General features: G+C 53.5%; 12 protein-coding genes. 2 read left to right on the top strand and 10 right to left on the bottom strand.

All coding sequences use genetic code 11. The features are described from left to right. Window positions 1-869: ABC transporter transmembrane domain-containing protein (locus ACMHXH_RS16645; RefSeq protein WP_413738346.1), on the bottom strand; the 869-nt coding region annotated here is incomplete at its 3' end. A gap of 354 nt (window positions 870-1,223) precedes the next feature. Further along, entirely contained in the window at window positions 1,224-2,270 is a 1,047-nt protein-coding gene (locus ACMHXH_RS16640; protein ID WP_071475448.1) for a DUF3626 domain-containing protein, read from the bottom strand. A gap of 223 nt (window positions 2,271-2,493) precedes the next feature. Between ACMHXH_RS16640 and ACMHXH_RS16635 the strand changes: the two genes are divergently transcribed. Together ACMHXH_RS16635 and dbpA are read left to right on the top strand one after the other, a co-directional pair. Continuing rightward, complete coding sequence (locus ACMHXH_RS16635; protein WP_039034517.1) at window positions 2,494-3,984, top strand: DEAD/DEAH box helicase; 1,491 nt, start codon at window positions 2,494-2,496, stop codon at window positions 3,982-3,984. Between the two features lie 140 nt (window positions 3,985-4,124). After that, window positions 4,125-5,510, top strand: a complete 1,386-nt coding sequence (gene dbpA / locus ACMHXH_RS16630; RefSeq protein ID WP_083399716.1) for an ATP-dependent RNA helicase DbpA — start codon at window positions 4,125-4,127, stop codon at window positions 5,508-5,510. Window positions 5,511-5,685: 175 nt separating this feature from the next. On the opposite strand, the gene ACMHXH_RS16625 is transcribed toward dbpA, so the two are convergent. From ACMHXH_RS16625 to ACMHXH_RS16590, 8 genes are all read right to left on the bottom strand, one after another. After that, window positions 5,686-6,288: a membrane integrity-associated transporter subunit PqiC gene (locus tag ACMHXH_RS16625; protein ID WP_071475446.1), complete on the bottom strand. Its 603-nt coding sequence runs from the start codon at window positions 6,286-6,288 to the stop codon at window positions 5,686-5,688. Between the two features lies 1 nt (window position 6,289). Next, entirely contained in the window at window positions 6,290-7,942 is a 1,653-nt protein-coding gene (gene pqiB / locus ACMHXH_RS16620; protein WP_039034566.1) for an intermembrane transport protein PqiB, read from the bottom strand. A gap of 13 nt (window positions 7,943-7,955) precedes the next feature. Further along, window positions 7,956-9,263, bottom strand: coding sequence for a paraquat-inducible protein A (locus tag ACMHXH_RS16615; protein ID WP_335912430.1), 1,308 nt, complete (start codon window positions 9,261-9,263; stop codon window positions 7,956-7,958). Between the two features lie 105 nt (window positions 9,264-9,368). Continuing rightward, window positions 9,369-10,844, bottom strand: a complete 1,476-nt coding sequence (locus tag ACMHXH_RS16610) for a TolC family protein (protein WP_335912432.1) — start codon at window positions 10,842-10,844, stop codon at window positions 9,369-9,371. After that, window positions 10,844-13,942, bottom strand: a complete 3,099-nt coding sequence (locus ACMHXH_RS16605) for an efflux RND transporter permease subunit (RefSeq protein ID WP_144360946.1) — start codon at window positions 13,940-13,942, stop codon at window positions 10,844-10,846. Before ACMHXH_RS16605 ends, ACMHXH_RS16610 begins: the two co-directional genes overlap by 1 nt. Next, entirely contained in the window at window positions 13,939-15,048 is a 1,110-nt protein-coding gene (locus ACMHXH_RS16600; RefSeq protein ID WP_052248122.1) for an efflux RND transporter periplasmic adaptor subunit, read from the bottom strand. Before ACMHXH_RS16600 ends, ACMHXH_RS16605 begins: the two co-directional genes overlap by 4 nt. A gap of 106 nt (window positions 15,049-15,154) precedes the next feature. Beyond that, the gene (locus tag ACMHXH_RS16595; RefSeq protein ID WP_039034512.1) at window positions 15,155-16,039 is read right to left on the bottom strand and encodes a LysR substrate-binding domain-containing protein; all 885 of its coding nucleotides are present in this window, start codon (window positions 16,037-16,039) and stop codon (window positions 15,155-15,157) included. Window positions 16,040-16,589: 550 nt separating this feature from the next. Then, on the bottom strand, window positions 16,590-17,025 hold a 436-nt coding region (locus ACMHXH_RS16590; protein ID WP_413738341.1), incomplete at its 5' end, for an IS30 family transposase.

The raw sequence follows: 17,025 nt of genomic DNA, 5'->3' as shown, positions 1-17,025 counted from the left end.
CCGGTAAACAGGCTGATACCCATGCCGTAATGACCAAAGTCCAGGTGCCCCAGATAACTGAAGCCGAAATATACCGCCAAAATAGCGATGGATACCGCGGCGAAGAACTCCAGCACGGCGGAGCTGAGAAACGCCATTCTGAGCACTGCCATGGTACGCTCACGAAAATCTTCCGAGGCCTTGCCTATGGCGCGCTGCTCCGCTTCGGCGCGATAGAAAAGCTTGAGTGTCGGCAAGGCCTTGAGGCGATCCATAAAGTGGCCGCTCAATTGCTGCAGCGCACCGAAATGCTTGCGGTTGGCATCGGCGGCACCCATGCCGACCAAGACCATAAACAGTGGAATAAGGGGAGCGGTGCCGAGCAAAATCAGGCCACCGGCCCAGTTGATGGGGAACACACATACCAAGATGATCAGCGGAATAAAGGCCGCCAGGCTCATCTGCGGCAGGTAACGGCCATAGAAATCCTGCAAATCTTCTATCTGTTCCAGCACTATACTGGCCCAGCTGCCGACAGGCTTGCCATTGACAAAGGCCGGCCCCAGGCGTTCAAGTTTATTGAGCACGGCGGCGCGCATCTGCTCTCTGAGGCGTCTGCCTGCCTCGAAGCTGACCCGCTCTCTGAGCCAAGCGATAACTGCTCGCAGCAACACCAGAGTCGCAAAGGCCAACATATGCGGAATAAATGCTTGCCTATCAAGCTCGTCGATGATCAGCCCCTGCAGCACAGTGGCCAGCACCCAGGCCTGGCCCACCAGCGCCAAGCCGTTGAGCACGCCCAACAACACAGAGAGTTTAAGGAAGGGGCCACAGGCAGATTGTTGCGCTTTGAGCCAGCGACCGAGTTGTTTCTCTAAGGATTTGTCCATGGGATCCTACTGCAAAATCAGCTAATGACGCTGTTGCTGCCAAAGCAGCAAGGTAATAGCTTGACCTAAGGCGAATCGTTCGGTAGGCAAGCAGTATCGCAGGCATTGCCAAGGGAAGAAACCCGTTGCCCAGGAACTGTTACCGGACTCACAAAATTTGCGCCAGATCAAAAAAACGCACCATAAGCCAAGCAGCTTAACCCCAGGTTAACGCCCTCCCCACAATCTACTTAATGCTAGATCTACTAACGTTAGAGGTTCGCTTCGATGGCGCAGCTACCGCTGTGAGCACACAGTGCATACTCACGGCTAATCCCCGCTCAATCGAGACGACTGACCAGAGATGGAGTGCCCTCAGTGGCTGTGACCAAAACGCACCAGCACATGCCACAGCAACTTGAGCTGCTGCTTGAGCTCGGTTTCATTGCCAAGCATGCGCCACTGCTGCGGATCTTTATGCAGTGCCAGCGCCGCTTCCCCTATCAGACGGGCATCGAGCAGACCATCCGGTGCCACCAAGGCGGCGAGCTTGGGCATGGCGGCGCCGCGAAAGTCCGGCGGCACCTCATCAACCGGCATTTGATAACCCTGATGCCAACACAGCTGCAGTCGGTACTTGTCACACAAGCGCTGCATCAGAATCTCCATCTCTGTGCCTTTGAATGCCGGATCGGCCACCAAATGAGTCAAGTCTTCAGCTATCACCAGCTCACCGTGGCACTGAGCCTCAATGTAATGATCCAGGTCACCGCTCATGGGGCGCTCAAACCTGGCTGCCACCCCCAAAGGCAAGGCATTAACCAGATAATCGACCAAGGCCGCCGGGCGCAACTGACCTACGCCCAATGCCGAACTACGTTCAAAGCACTCGTTGAACAGTGCGGCAAAAATATCTTCAAAGCAGGCCGCAGTGCCTTTTTCCCTGGGCTCACGGCAGGAGTCCAGATAACTGAATGTGCAGCGATGCAGCAACGCAGGAGATGACAACAGATAACAACTGCCGAAACGGGCCGAGGGGCCGTTTTGATGCATGCCCAGATCCAGGGCGCCGTATTTGGGGCGCCCTCTGGCGCCGCGATAACAGTCACCGAACAGCTGGTTTTCCCAATGATCTCGCGGACCACCGACCTGAGGCGAGAGTTTGCCGTTGGATACCCGGGTTTCAAACTGGGTCTTGTAAATACCATCGGCCAGCATACCGGCCAACACAGGCCAGCCGCGGGAGTCGATTCTGTCCGGGTGGAAATGAAAGGCGATACGGCCATGTTGAGCCAGCATATTCAGCCCGAGAGAGAGCCGTGCCGTGTCGATGGCGGACATCGACTGCACATTCTTGATCACGCTCAGGGCATGCTCCCTGCGATGCAGGGCCTGCGCCTGTATATGCTCTAATGCCCCCATACACCTCACCGAGTCGAGGCCTGAATTTGGCTCTTGCTTTTCCAAGATAGGTTAAGCGGCTGCTTTGCAACAGTTAAAGTTAAGACAAGCGTAAAATAAAAGGGTTCAAGTTGGCTGCAATTAGCACTTTAGCCGCAAATGCTGTAAGCTTGCCGCCTTCGCCGCAACGCTGTGCATTGCGGCTCCCATATCTCAGCTCCGCGCTGTCAATTGAGAAGATTGCATGAGTTTTGCCTCCCTGGGCCTGTCGGCCCCGATTTTGAACGCTGTCGCCGAACAAGGTTACTCCACTCCATCCCCCATTCAAGCCCAGGCCATTCCCGCAGTATTGCAGGGACGGGATGTGATGGCTGCCGCCCAGACAGGGACAGGCAAAACCGCCGGCTTTACCTTGCCTTTGCTGGAGCGTCTCAATGGTGGTATTCGTCCGCGGGGCAACCATATCCGCGCTTTGGTGCTGACCCCCACCCGTGAGCTGGCCGCTCAGGTGGCCGAAAGCGTCAGTCTCTATGGCAAACATCTGGATCTGCGCAGCTCTGTGGTCTTTGGCGGTGTTTCCATTAACCCACAGATGCAGACCTTGAGGAAAGGGGTCGATATCCTGGTGGCCACACCGGGACGCCTGTTGGATCTGTACCAACAAAATGCCGTCAAGTTCGGCCAGCTGGAAGTGCTGGTGCTGGACGAAGCCGACCGCATGCTGGATATGGGCTTTATTCACGACATCAAAAAAATTCTGGCTTTGCTGCCGGCCAAGCGGCAAAACCTGATGTTCAGTGCCACTTTCTCTGACGACATTCGCCGCCTGGCCAAGGGCTTGGTGCACGATCCCGCCGAGATTTCCGTGGCGCCGGCCAACAGCACCGCCGAGCGGGTGAGCCAGAAGTTGCACCCGGTAGACAAGTCAAAGAAATCGGCGCTGCTGACCTCGCTTATCAAAGAGTACAAGTGGCAACAGGTACTGGTGTTTACCCGCACCAAACACGGCGCCAACCGTCTGGCCAAGCACCTGGATGGCAAAGGAATTGGCGCGGCGGCCATCCACGGCAACAAGAGCCAGGGTGCCAGAACCAAGGCACTGGCCGATTTCAAGAGTGGCAAGGTCAAGGTGTTGGTTGCCACAGATATTGCCGCCCGCGGCCTGGATATAGATCAGTTGCCGCAAGTGGTTAACTTCGATCTGCCCAATGTGGCCGAAGACTATGTGCACCGCATAGGCCGTACCGGCCGCGCCGGTGCCAGTGGTCAGGCAGTGTCTCTGGTAAGTGCGGAAGAATTCAAGCAGCTCAAAGACATAGAGCAGCTGATCGGCAAGACTATCGAGCGTGAAATCGTCAATGGCTTCGAACCTCAGGAAGCCTTGCCGGAATCGCGGCTCAACCCGAACAAGATAGGCCCGAAAAAGCCCAAGAAGCCGAAAAAGCCCAAAGAGGGGCATCAGGATGGCCAGCGTAGCAGCAACCTGGATAAAAGTAGTGGCAGCAAGCCGGCCAATGCTGAAAACCGCCATCGTCGTCCGGCTCAGGGCGCCAAGACCGAAGGTTCAAGTGCCAGACGCAAGCCCGCGAACGCCAAGCCTCAGGGCGGTCGCTCCCAAGAGAGTAAGCCGCAAGGCGCCGGCAAGGGCAATAGCGGCTCAGACCAGCAGCGCAACAACCAGGCACAGCAACGCGACTCACAAGCGCGCGGCTCCCGGCAAAGAAATGAGCGCTAAGCTCAATCAAGCCTGAGATTGAAAGCCCACCCGAGTGGGCTTTTTCAATGCCGCAAGATTAGTCTGCCTAAAAACCATCCCCGCCTGTTACAATACCCCTTTACCATTTTTGCTCCATTTGCGAGCCCATAGGACACAGCTTGAGTGATTTACCCTTTTCCAGCCTGCCGTTGAAACCCGCCCTGCTGGCCACCCTGAACGATCTTGGTTTCACCGCCATGACCCAGGTTCAAGCCGCCAGCCTGCCGGCCATTATTGAGGGCCGCGATGTACTGGCTCAGGCGAAAACCGGCTCGGGCAAAACGGCGGCCTTCGGTCTTGGGCTGTTGAATCGACTCAATGTGAAACGTTTTCGGGTGCAGTCCCTGGTGCTCTGCCCCACCCGGGAACTGGCCGATCAGGTGGCCAAGGAACTGCGCCGTTTTGCCCGCGGCATTCACAACATCAAGATCCTGACCCTGTGTGGCGGTGTGCCTGTGGGGCCACAGATAGGCTCGCTGGAACATGGCGCGCACATTATAGTTGGCACACCGGGGCGGGTACTGGACCACCTGCAGAAGGGGCGTCTGGATCTGGGCGAATTGCAGCAACTTGTGTTGGATGAAGCCGACCGTATGCTGGAGATGGGCTTTGCCGATGCACTGGAGCAGATAAGCGCCTATATGCCGGACAAGCGCCAAAGTTTGCTGTTCAGCGCCACCTTCCCGGAACCGATTGCCGAATTGGCCCGCGCCATGATGGATAAGCCGCTCAGCATCAAGTTGGAGCAGCAACATGATCAACTCAGCATAGCGCAGCAGTTTATCGAAGTGACAGACACCGCCTCCAGGCTGCAAGCGGTGGAAGCATTGCTACTGGCCCACAGGCCTGAGAGTGCCGTGATATTTTGCAATACCAAAAGAGAAACCCAGGAGCTGGCCGACAACCTGGAGCAGCAGGGCTTCAGCGTGCGAGCACTCCATGGCGATCTGGATCAGCGTGAGCGCGATCAGGCGCTGGTGCAGTTTGCCCTCAAGAGCGTGGTGGTGTTGGTAGCCACAGATGTTGCCGCCAGGGGCCTGGATATCGAAGCCCTGGATCTGGTGATCAACTATCAACTGGCGTTCGATCCCGAAGTGCATGTGCACAGGGTCGGTCGTACCGGCCGCGCCGGTGCCTCGGGCCAGGCCGTCAGCCTGGTAGGCCCCAAAGATGGCATGCGAATGGCGCTGCTGGAGGATATCTTTGGCCCGCAAACCATGAGTGAACTGCCAAAGCCCGGCAGTTTTTCCTCTGCGCCGATAAGAGCGGCCATGCGCTGCATCCGCATTGAAGGCGGCAAGAAGCATAAGCTGCGCCCGGGGGATATTCTTGGAGCCATCACAGCCGACAACCGCCTGACCGGCGCCGATGTGGGCAAAATACAAATTCAGGATATCTGGTCTTATGTAGCGGTGCGCAGCGAGTGCGCCAATACTGCGGTCAAATTACTGAGCGAACGCAAGCTCAAAGGCAAGTCATTCCGCGCCTGGGCGATGAAACCTTAAACCGAAACCCTCAATACCGCCAAAGGCGGTGGTTTAAGGATGATAAAAATGCCTGCATCAATTGCAGGCATTTTTATGCTTATCCACATAGCTGCCGCCAGCCAAATAGCGTTAGGCAAAAACCATCAGCAAGCCTCTGGCATTTGTCAGCAAGTTGGCCGCGTTCAACCGTATTTTAGCGCGTGGAGGCCAAACTCTGTTCGCTAGTGAGATTCAGGCTCGCAATCCCGGCATTAATATCCCGCGCCAGCTTTTCAAGCCCCTGGGAGAGGCTCTCCACCAGCGCCGGGTATCCGTCTGAAGCCAGGGGCACGTCATAATGAAAGTCGGCCTGCAGTACTTGTTCACCGGAAGAGTTACTGATGCGCCAATCGCCCCCAATCAAAGCATCGCCGCTGTATCGTCCGTGAAACTCGTTGAAACCTAAAGTCAGGGTTAATGGCTGCTGCGCTGGTATATTGACCGAGGCCTCACGCGGGCATTCATGGGCCAATAAAGACGCCATCTTGACCTTTATCTGCTCACTGATATCGCCGGCCCACAGATGCTGACGGGCGATAGCCAATTCATGGTTTGAGACCTGATAAACCAAACCATTACCCGCCAGAAAGTCAGCCATTTCCACCCCGGCGAGGCGCCATTGGCACTGGCGTAGAGGGGGTGTTGCTCTCGCTTCAGAAGTTGCCTGCGGCGCTTTACCCAAGAAGTAAGTGGTTACCTGGGGTTGGCTGGAGCAGCCGGCCAATACCAGCAGTAGAGAAAACAGGATAATTCGCATATCAATCGGCCTTTTTCGGTGTCGGATCGGCGGCAGTATCTGCCCCCATGATCAAGAGGTTGGGTTTTTCATTCAGTTGCCGTGACAAGGGCTGCAACTCCCGCATCACAGCCTTGAGCTGTTTCAGGCTGGATTGCAATTCGGCGTACATGGCCGAGTCCTGGCCATAATCCTGCGCCATCCCTTGAAATTCCCGCAGCGTGTTTTGCAGTTCACCCGGTAAGGCCTGCATCTCCTGTTGCTTAAGCAACTGCTCCAATTTTTGCCCCACCTTGTCCCATTGCGCCAAAGCGGCACTGGTGTTTTCCAGGGTATGGTTGACCCCCTGGAAAGTGCTCTCCAGTGGTAAGTTATTTAATTTGCTGATCAGTTGCCCCACCTGCTTTTGTATTTCGGCCACTCCGGCACGCTTGGTAGGAAACAGTGGATACTCCATAAAAGTCCCGGCCTGGTATGGCTCGGCATCCGGATACAGATCCAAGTCGATGAACAGCGCACCGGTTAACAGACTCCCTGTCTTGAGGCTCGCTCTCAGGCCCGCCCCCAAGTCTCTTTCTATTTCTGAGCGCAGCTGCTCAAGCCCCGTCGACTCGGCGTTTTCAAATACTCGTGCCAGCTCAATTCTGACCAATACAGGAATGGTGCCATTGCTGAGTCCTGCACCATGGACACCATATTGCTGCAACGTCAGCGGTGCCTTGACCACTTTACCTATGGTAATACCGCGGAATTCGACGCTGGCGCCTTCATGCAGCCCCCGCACCGACTCATCAAACAACATGACATATTCCAAATACTGGCTGTAAAGGCTCTGACTGGCCAGCTCTTGCGAATCATAGAGAGGGAAATTATCCTCACCATCCTCAACCTTTTCCCCGGCCAAACGCCCCTCAGGCAAGCCAAAGCTGACGCCTCCTCTGAGCAATGACTCCAATGAACCCACCTGCAGATCCAGCCCCTTGGCAGACAGCTGCATATTCAGCCCCGAAGCCAGCCAAAATTGGCTGTTGCTGCGCACCAATTCATCATAGGGTTTATTGATAAACAGCTGGTAAAACGCCTGGCGTTTATCGGTATCAAAGCCGGTGCTTTCCACTCTGCCAACTGTGAACCCTTCGTAGAGTACAGGGTCGCCAACGCCAAGCTTGCCCGCCTGACGGCTATTGAGCACTACTCTGATGCCCTGTTCATCGGCCGAGGCCACCGGAGGGTTCTCCAGTACATTGAACTCATAATTGGCAACGGCAGATCTTCCCGGCTCCAACTCTATGTAGGCACCGGACAACAAGGTATCCAGTCCTGTGATCCCCTCTTTGCCTATTCTGGGCTTCACCACCCAGAAGCGGGCGTCTGTGGTCAGCATTCTCTCGGCGTCCGGCGACACTCTTGCCGTCGCAATAATCGCGCTGTAATCATCACTCAATTTAATGCTCTCAATCACACCAACATTGACATTACGTGACTTGAGAAAGGTTTTACCCACCTCAATGCCTTCGGCAGTCTTGAGGTGTAGCTTGATCTCACTGCCGAGTTGATCGAAGTAGTCATAAAGCATCCAGCAACCGATCACCAGTGCAACTATAGGTATCAACCAAACGGCCGACACCTTGGTGGCTGGGGACTCTTCGGCCCGGACATATTCGTCATTTAACATAGATTCACTCATATTATTCATGGGTAGACTTTTTAAGCCCTGACTGACTCCAAAGCACCCTGGAATCAAAACTAATGGCAGACAGCATGGTCAAAATCACCACCATGGCGAAGGAGAGTGCCGCGGGTCCCGGCTTGATGGCCATAAGCTCATCCAACTGAACCAGAGCGGTCAACAAAGCCACCACAAAGATATCTATCATGGACCAGCGGCCAATGAATTCGGTTACCCGGTACAGCGACTGATTGCGACTCTCTTTGCCCTTTACCCGCCCTTTGTCCGCCTGGTGAAACAGATAAGCCAGAGACAGGATCTTGGCGGTAGGGATCACTATGCTGGCCAGAAAAATCACCGAAGCCACAGGATAGGAACCCAGATGCCAAAGCAAGACCACACCGCTGATTATGGTCGAGGCCTCGGTCTGCCCAACGCTGGTGGTATACATGATGGGATAGAAGTTGGCCGGTATATAAAACACCACGGCGGCCAGCAAAAAAGCCCAGGCGGTTTGCATACTTTGCAGCGGAATATAGGGCTGAACCCCGGCGCCGCAGCGGCAGCAGTTTTTACTCGACACCAGATTTAATTGACCGCAGATATGGCAGGAATCATGGTTATGATTCAGATGACTGTCGCCGCTATGAACCTTGGCAATCTCTTCTCTGGGTGACAAGCGATCCCAGATCCACGAGCTGTCGATGACGGAGACAAACTTCACCAATAGCAGGCTGTAGAGGCAAAAAGCCCAGAAAGATGGCCCAAAACCGACATCTGCCAAGGAGATGATCTTCACCATGGCCACCAAGATCCCCACCAGAAACACATCGGCCATCAACCAGGATTCAAACTTGAAAACAAGCTTGCTGCCCACTCGGGCCCAATCTAAAGACACAGCCTTGCCTTGGCTCGCCAGATAACCCAAGCGATAGATGCACATGGCAAAAAGGATATAGATCAGCGGCAAGATCACCACGCACAGTAAGATCACCAGCGCCAATATGCTGTTGCTGGCGTAATGCATGCTGACCAAGGCGCCCCAGAGGCTGACCTTTTGCGACAAGCCCTGGACACTGAAAGACAGAAAGGGAAATCCCAGGCTCAAGGCCAACAGAATAAGGGTCGCCAAACCATAGGCCCAAACCTGCTGAAACGGTGCCTTCAAGGCTGACTGTAAACCGTGATGACAGCGAGGACAGCTCACCTTATTGCCGGGTTTGGGCTCGTTAAAAGCACTCACCAAACCGCACTCTTCACAGGCCTGCAGCTGGGTATTTTGCCCTTGGCGGCCAGCATCTTCCGGCGGGGTATTTAACGGCTTCACAATAACTCCTGTGATTCTCAGTATGACCAGACTCAGCGGTTCACTCAGGAAAAAGCGGGTGCAGGGATAGACTCATCCAAAGCCCCTGCACCTAAGATCAACGCCTTATTGTTGCGACTGGGTTTGCTCCAAGCTCCAGTCGCCCCCGAGCGCCTTATACAGAGTGACGACGGTAGAGGCGGTATTGAGCCTGGCCACCACTTCGGCATCCTGAATGTTGTTTTTGACGTTCTGGGCATTCAACACACTCAAGTGGTTCTCAAGCCCGGCCCGATACAGTGAAGTGGCCTTGGTCACCGCCGTCTCGGCCTGGGCCTCGGCTTTGACTATATGCTTATGATATTCCTGACTATTACCGTAGAGTCTCAGTACAGTTTCCACCTCATTGATGGCATTATTGACCGTCTGTTGGTAACTCATCACGGCAGTCTTGAAGCCACTCTCCTGGATATCAACCATGGCTTGAGTCCGACCGGCATCGAAGATATTCCAGTTGAACCCTGCCGCCAGCGCCCAAGTGGTGGAGCCAGAGGAGAAGAGATCGTCAAAGTGATCTGCCGATATCCCCGGGGCGCCGGTCAGATAAAAGCTGGGGTACTTGGCGGCAATGGCAGCCCCCAACTCCTGGTTCTTGGCGGCAATTTCCCGCTCGGCCAAGGCGATATCCAAACGCCGGGTCAACAATTCAGAAGGCACCCCGGTCGGGATCAACTGCTGCATCTGCGGCAATGCGGCATCAGTCAAACGCGCCTGGGTTTGGTTGATATTCTCCCCAAGCAGCAACGCCAACCGATGCAGATGCGCCTGCTTGGCCGAGTCCAGCATGGGCAGCATCGCCTTGGTCGTCGCCAGCGCCGCCTTGGCATTGGCTACATCCAGGCTGGAGCCATAACCATGGCGCTCCAGCGATTCCACCAGTGCCAGCACCTCTGTCTGCTCCTTGATATTCTTGGCCGCGATCAGCATCCGCTCCTCGGCGCCGCGATATTGCAGATAGTTATCTATGACTTCGGCCGTCATCAGGGTGGTGAGGTTGGCTTTCAGTATTTTTGCCTGCTCAACCCGAATTTCGGCGGCCCGGCTCAGGCTATCTATACGACCAAACAGATCGGCCTCCCAGGCTATCGTCGCCCCGAGAAAGCTGCTATTGGGGTCTCGGTCCATCAGTTTGACGCTGCCGCCACCGAGGGCATCGGGCAAGGCGACGCCGGAAACGGCGCCCCCCATCATGGGATCGTTCTCGCTGATCCGCAGATCCATATACCCACCGCCCAGAGAAACCGAAGGCAACTTCAAAGATGACACTGCTGTTTCGTAGGCCTGGGCCGAACGGATCCGCTCGGCGGCGATTTTCAGGTTGATGTTTTGCTGCTGGGCCGCGGCTACCAAGGCATCCAATTGCGGATCATTGAACTGCCGCCACCACTCTTGATAGTCAAGGGCCTGAGCCGCCACGCCTTGGGTATCGGCATTGAAATACAGCTCACTGACCTTCACGCTCGGCAACTGATAATCAGGTGCCATGCTGCAACCACTGACCAGGGTTACACCGACAATGGCAGCCAAAATATGCTTCTTCATTACTTCACCTCTTTGGCTGTCAATACAGGCTGTGATGGGGCTGCCAACTCAATTTGTTCGGCTTCTCTTTGTTCATCCCTGTGATAAAACAGGCGATAAAGGGCCGGCATTACAAACAGTGACAGCACGGATGCGGCGGTGAGACCGCCAATAATGGTGGCCGCCATCTGATCAAACAGGCGATCGGTAAGCAGAGGGATCATCCCCAGCGCCGTAGTCAACGCCGCCATTGAGATCGCCATGGTTCGATTCAAGGTCGCGGCCTTGATCGCCTCGGCGATGCCCGAACCGTTACGACGCTCAAGCTCTATCTGATCCATCAGGACAATGCCGTTTTTGATGATCATGCCCGAGAGGCAGATCATGCCGACTATCGCCATAAAGCCGAAGGGTTTATCCAGCAACAACAAGCTCCAGACAATGCCTATGGAGGCCAGTGGCAAGGTGATCATGATGATCAAAGGCTGGCGGAAGGCATTGAACATGGCGACCAGAATGATCAGCATCAGCAAGGTGGCCTTGGGGTTTTGTTCCAGCAAGTCATCAATAGAGCGCTGCTCGTCATAGTATTCACCACCCCACTCCATCTTATAACCGGCCGGCAAGGCAATGGCTTCAATCTCGGCGGCAATCTGCTGACGAACATTGGATGCGGTGTCGCCGCTAACTCCGGCCTGAACCGTAATAGCCGGCAGCCGGTTGCGACGCCAGATCATGCTTTCTTCACCCTTGATCTCTATGCTCTCAACCACTTGCCCCATAGGCACGCTGTGAGTGCCCAGTAAAGAGCGCACCGGAATATTCTCAAAATGCTCCAAAGTCGCGTTGGCGCTGCGCAGCTTAATAGGAATAAGGTCATCCCCATGCCTCATGGTGCCCACCTGGCTGCCTTCGGTCACCCGATTGATGGCATTGGCAATATCGGTTCGAGTCACGCCGGCGAGGCGCGCCGCATGCAGGTCCACCATAGGCGTCATCACCTTGCTTTCCTGGCGCCAATCGTCGCGAACATATTTGAGATTGGGGTGTGAGACCATCACAGCCTTTGCCTCATCGGCCAGGCGATGCAGCACCTCGGGATCCGGGCCAATAAAGCGCGCTTCAATCGAATACTTATCCTTGGTCGCCAGCTTGAGATCCCTGAATCTCGGCTCGGCATAGGGGAATTGCGCCTTTAACCAGGCATCACCACGACTGACCAGGGGCTCAATATCCTCATAGTTGCGAGTGTTGATCAGTATCTGACCATAGCTGGAGTCCAGCGGCTCGGGTTCAACTGTCACCGAAAAACGCGGTGCACTCTCGCCGACCGAGCTGGAGATACTTTCCACCTCTGGCTGCTGCAATAACCAGGCTTCGACCTTGCGCATATCGGCAGAGGTCTGCTCTATGCGGCCACCGTTGGGCAACCAGTAATCCAAAAACACTATCGCCCGGTCCGATGACGGCATGAAGTTCACCTTCAGCAGCGGTGCGGCCAACAGGGTGCCGACCAGTAAAGGGACAACATACAGTAAGGTTTTCTTGGGGTTTTCCACTACCCAATCAACTGCATTTTCATACATCAGCCAATAACGAGAAGGGGCTTTCGCCTTGTCTTCATCAACGGCCGTGCCGAGGAAGAACCAGCACATCAGCGGCGTGACTATCATGGCGATTACCCAGGAAAGCAGCAGTGAACTGCACAGCACCTGGACGATGGACAAGGAGAACTCGGCCGAATCGGTTTGTGACAGCAATACCGGCGCCGTACCCATAGCGGCAATCACAGTCGCCGCCAGCAGCGGAACCGCCATCTCCTTGATGCTATCGATAACCGCCTGGGTACGCTCTATCCCTTGTTTAATCTTGGCCTGGAACAGATCCACTATCACAATGGCGTTATCCACCAGCATCCCCAAGGCCAAAATAAAGGAACCCAAGGAGACCCGCTGCAGATCCACATTGGTCAAATTCATATAAACCAGGGTAAAGAGAATTGTCAGCAACAAACTGGCACCGACAATCGAAGCACTGCGCCAGCCCATGAAGATCAGCAGCACAACCACAACTATCACAATACTTTCAATAAGATTACTGATGAAGTTATTGACCGACTTCTGCACCTCTTCCGGCTGATAAGCGATAACCCCGATACCGGCACCCGCAGGCAATTCGGCCTGATAATCTGCCAGCACCTGTTTAAGGGTGTCGCCTATGCTAACCACATTGATACCGTTAACCGGGCTCACAGCCAGAGTAACCGCTTGTTGGCCATTAAAACGGCTCAAAGTAGTGGCAGGATCCTGATAATCCATCGTGATATCGGCGATATCGCCCAAGCGGATCACCGCCGAGTTCAAACCATTGATCCCGGTTTGAATACTGACGTTACGAATATCATCCACAGTTTGGAAACTGCCGCCCTGCTCTACCCGCAGGTTTTCAATCCCGAGATCAAAGTCACCGGCGGTCACTGGCATATTCTGGCTCTGCAACTGATCGATCAGTTGCAGCATGGTCAGGCCGGTTTCGCTCAGACGTTCTTCCGAGATGCGGATATTGACCACCTGCTCGTGAATGCCGTGCAGTTGCACTTTTTTCACGCCATCAACTGCCTTGATCCGCCGCTGTAATTCCCTGGCGTGGTCTTTCATCTCCGCCATGTTCATGTTGTCGCCATAGACCGCAAACAACATGCCGTAGACTTCGGAAAACTCATCCTGGACTATGCTGATCTGCGCCTGCATCGGCAGCTCCAGCTTCACATCTTCCACTTTGCGGCGCAGCAAATCCCACTGCTGCGGCAGTTCGTCAGAGTTCACCTTCTCTTTGAGATCAACAAAGATCATCGAGCTACCGGGACGGGACAGTGAGCGCAGTTTCCACAGCGACTCCATCTCCTCCAACTTGGTCTCGACCTTGTCAGTCACCAACTGTTCCACTTCCTTGGCATCGGCTCCTGGATAGAGAGTCACGATAACCGCGCTTTTAACCGTAAATGAAGGGTCTTCCAACTTCCCCAGATCAAAATAGGAGTAGATCCCGGCGATCATGCCAAGAATCGTGAAAAAAATGACAAAGGTTTTTTGTCTCAGTGCAAAGGTAGACAGATTCATGACTTAACCTGCGCCTCGCCCAATACCTCCACCTTGTGTCCATTTTCCACAAAGGCACCACCGGCCAAAATGATACGTTCACCTTGCTGGAGATCGCCGGAAACACAGATAGAGTCGTCGGTTTGACTCATGGCTTTAACCGCTACCGCCTTGGCATGCTCATTCACCACCCGATTAACATACAGCTGACTCTTTTGACTGGATACCGCCATCGCCGGAATACAAAACACCGGTGTTTTGCTGGCGTAAGGTAAGCTCACCGCCACATTGACCGCCTTTCCGGCGACCAACTGCTTGGGTGCTTGTTTCAGGGCAAAGGTCACTTCATAAGTGCGTTTGAGCCTATCGGGAACACTGGCAATCTGGGTGATCTCGGCCGCAACCGAACCTTCAGCATTGAACCAGGAGACTTCACCGTTTGCGCCCTGGCGTAGATTCCAAATTTGACTTTCAGAGACATCGACCACGGCATTAAGCGTGGTGGGTTGATGTATGGTGACTATCTGAGTGCCAACATCCACCAGCTCATATCGGTCGACAAAGCGCTTACCTATGACGCCGTCATAGGGAGCTTTGAGAGAGGTATAGGCCAGAGAGTCCTGGGCCTTTTTCAAAGATTGCTTCAACAGTTCGACACCCGCCTTGGCGCGGGCTTCGGCGCTGATAGCCCGATCCAGTTTGACCCCGGCTATCGCCTTATCATTAATAGCGGCGCGAACCCGCTTAAGTTCAATGGCTGCCAAACGATGTGCAGCCTCGGCCTCGCTGAGTCTGGCCTCAAGCTCCATCACACTGACCCGGAAGTCATGGGGATCCAGACGAGCGATGACTTGGCCCTTTTTAACCTGACTGCCTTCATCAGCCAAGATCTGCTCCAGTGTGCCCGGCACCCTAAAAGACAGCTCAGCCGTTTTGTCTGATTCCAGAATGCCACTGAACTGATGCACTCTATCACTGACCGGAGCCGGAAGCTCCATCACCTGAACCAGTGGAAGCGCGGTCGAGGCCGCCTGTGGCTGCTCACTGTTGCCACAACCCCACAGCATGAATACCACGCTGCTGCATAGCAGGCTTAACTTAAGCCCGGTCGGTTTTACTCTTGTCACTGCAATTTCCTAACTACTTGAATCAATTGCGGCACAGAGTAATGCCGAGCCATATTTAAAACAATAACATATATTTACACATCAATGTCATGAAATTCGTGACAATCTACAGATCCAACTTACGTGCTTCTTCAATAATACTGTCAATCAATAACCTGGCCGCATGGGTCATCCCCTTGCGGCTGGGATAAACCAACCAAACGTCATCAACATAAACTTCACACTCGGGCAGTACTTCTACCAACTCGCCCGATTTAACGTGTTCTGCAGCGCTCAGTTCAGCCAACAAACTGATACCTGCACCATTCATAACAGCATGTTTTACGTAGGAACTATTGTTGGAAATCAGCCGGCTATGGGTGCGGTACTCGCCCTGATTAAAAATCCATTTATCTTCCAGCTCACCGTTAGCCAAACGGTGAATGATCAAGGCGTGATTATCCAGATCATCTATCGATGTGGGCATGCCATGCTCCGCGATATAATCCGGGCTGGCATAGAGTTTTCGCAATCCTCTCATCAAAGGGCGGGCCACAAAGGAGCTGTCTTTCATCTCACCGATATGAACACAGGCATCCAGACCATAGGTCAAAATATCGTGGTATCCCAAGTTACTGACATGAGTTTCCAAAGTGATTAAAGGATAGGTTCGAAGGAATTCCTGCAACAGGTTGTGGGCGACAATATCGGCATCGCCAATTAAACCCAGTTTGACCGAGCCCGTTGGCATATTCCTTTGGTTCTTTATCGACTCATTTAACGACTCTAATCTGGGAATAATCTCCAGCAACTGCTGATAGTAGATTTCTCCGGTTGGCGTCAGAGTCAGCTTACGTGTGGTTCTGGTAAAGAGTTTGCTACCTAAGTCAGCCTCCAACTCACCAATACGGCGGCTGACATAGGCTCTTGGAACACCTATGGAACTGGCGGCTGCGGCAAAGCTGCCTAGATCCACAACCGATAAAAATAATCTGAGGTCGTCAATTTTCACTGTTTTCTTCTCATGCCAAACATAAGTTACACACTATGCCTCTAAGGAGACCAAGATGACAAATGTGGAATATCAACAGCTCAGATAACGCATGAGCATGGCTCCGCACTGCCTGTCACAATCCCACCGTCCTTTACTCATTGTAAGTCATTAACTCATAAAAAGGTGTTATTGAAGCCCTATCAAGCTCTACAGTTACAAAATAATTCAGTATAAATTCAAAAAACAACAATTGAACCTCAACGTTCTCACAAATCACAAACCGATAACCATACTTACATTATAAAAAATACACTTGTAAATAATATCGACCTATAAAAACTGGACGCGACAACGCCTCAGCTTGCTATTGGATTCTCATTAAACTACATTCAACACATAACAGATTAACATTTAATAAACTCGGCCACACCCTGACTGATTCAGCCTTATACATCCAACATTGAAAGCCTCAACCTTGGCTCTATAAACAATAATATATTCCAACACAATAAACACTTAACCTAAATATTACCCGCGAATTCAACTCCGAAGTGCACCACTCTCTAAATTAGGCTGCCTTGCGTAATTCATTGAATACCGCAATAGGTTGCCTGAAGCCGAGGCACTTTCTCGGTCTGGCATTTAATGCCCGTTCAATCTCACTAATTTGCCTATCTGTTACCGTCCGCAAATCGGTGCCTTTCCGTATGTATTGCCGCAGCAAACCGTTGAAGTTTTCATTCAGTCCGCGTTCCCAGGACGAATAAGGGTTAGCGAAGTAGACATCCGTTTTAAGCTTTTCTGCGACCTGTTCGTGGTCACAGAATTCGCTGCCGTTGTCCGCTGTGATAGTTCGAACATAACTTCGATATTTCCACAGCATGCCAACCATTGCCCGGGCCACATCGACTGCGCTTTTCGCTGGCACTTTGCGTATCAGGTACAGCTTACTTTTTCTCTCAACCAGGCTGACAATCGCGCCCGTACCTTGCTTGCCCAGAACC

The sequence above is a fragment of the Shewanella sp. BJSY2023SW001 genome (assembly GCF_047314685.1).
Taxonomy (GTDB): domain Bacteria; phylum Pseudomonadota; class Gammaproteobacteria; order Enterobacterales; family Shewanellaceae; genus Shewanella; species Shewanella indica.
This window is presented reverse-complemented; position numbering and strand designations above follow the sequence as displayed.